This is a genomic window from Streptomyces sp. NPDC006265 (assembly GCF_040613555.1).
GTDB lineage: Bacteria > Actinomycetota > Actinomycetes > Streptomycetales > Streptomycetaceae > Streptomyces.
Genome location: NZ_JBEXSH010001384.1, coordinates 1 through 1475, shown reverse-complemented (window position 1 = coordinate 1475; position 1475 = coordinate 1). Strand labels below are relative to the sequence as shown.

The 1475-nt window shown below is 70.8% G+C and carries 1 protein-coding gene and 1 pseudogene; both read left to right on the top strand.

Annotation, left to right across the window (positions count from 1 at the left end; all coding sequences use genetic code 11):
* Positions 1 to 231, top strand: a pseudogene (locus ABZ281_RS49120) (inosamine-phosphate amidinotransferase 1); the annotation flags it as partial.
* Positions 232 to 301: 70 nt separating this feature from the next.
* The coding region (locus ABZ281_RS49115; RefSeq protein ID WP_356665323.1) for a cupin domain-containing protein at positions 302 to 1475 on the top strand (1174 nt) is incomplete at its 3' end.

Sequence of the window (1475 nt, the reverse complement as noted above, 5' to 3'; positions counted from 1 at the left end):
GGCTTCGTCATCCCCATCGGCAGCCGGTACATGGACATCAACCTCCTGTCCGTCGACGAGAACACCGTCGTCGTCAACTCGCTCTACCCGGAGCTGATCGAGGTCCTGGAGGCGCGTGGCTTCACCGTCGTCCCGGTCCGTCACCGCCACCGGCGGTTGTTCGGCGGCGGCTTCCACTGCTTCACGCTCGACACCGTCCGCCGCGGCGGCCCCGAGGACTACCTCGTCTGATCCCGGCGCCGCGTCACCGTGCCCCGCCTCCCCGATCACGGCAGTCCGCCCCGACGTCAGGAGATCCTTGATGGACACCACCTACCCCTGGCCGCCCGACCAGGCCTTCTGGACCGGCACCTTCCCCGACCACACCACTGGACGGACAACGCCCTTCCTGTTCAAGGGCGTCATCCCGGCCACCGCGGCCGGCCCGGACGACGTCCTGGCCGGATTCGAGGCCATCCGGCGAGCCCACGCCGCGGGGACCGACATCAAGGCGCACGCACGCGTCTACGTGGGGGTGGAGCGTCGCGACGACCTTCTGCCCCAGGCCCTGACCGCGCCCGGCTGGAGCGGGGGCGTGGACGCCTTCGTGCCGTGGATGCAGGACCTCGCCGGCGCCGAGCGGTTCTCCCTGGTCATCAACAACCTGGAGACCGTCAGCCCCGCCCTCGCGTCCGGCCTCGGCACCTTCCTGAAGAGCCTCATCGACGGGTGGGGCCTGCCGCTGGGCGGCGCCGAACAGGTCGCATTCGCCGGGAACTACTCCGGAACCGCCTTCGGGATCCACGAGGGGTACGAGGACGCGTTCCTCGTCCACCTCGGCCCCAACGCGAAGAACTTCTACTGCTGGCCCGCCGAGCAGTACGAGAAGCTCACCGGCGGCAAGCAGGCCACTCTCGGCGAGTACCAGGCGCTGCTGGAGCAGGGCGAGCACTTCCTGCTGGAGCCGGGCGACGCCCTGTTCCTGCCTCGCCGGGTCTTCCACGTCGGCACCCAGGAGACGTTCTCCGTCTCGGTGGCCATGCCGCTGTACACCTACCCATACGCGCAGCTCCTGCAGAGCCGCATCATCCCGGACGTCCTCGCCGAGCTGGCCGGTGACGGGCCCGACGACCCGCTCAACGAGCCCTCCGCGATGGCGGATACGGCTGCGGGGCCCGGGGTGGTCGCCGACCGGCTGACTGGCGTCGGCCGTGAACTCCTGCTCCTCGCCGCCGACCGCGTGCACGGCGCGGCCCGCGAGCACGCCGAACAGCGGTGGGCCACGTTGCTCAGCAACGGCGGCTGGGAGCTCGTCGAAGGCGATCTCGGCCGTCAGGAAGCCGCGGACGCCTTCGACCCCCAGCAGGTCACGCCCGGCGCCGAGATCACCCTGATCGCCCCCTACCGGGTGACCACCCTCAACGGCGACGACGACACGCATCAGGTCCTGATGCGCGGCCACCAGCCGGGCGTCGCCCTCAATGCCGCGGCCCTGG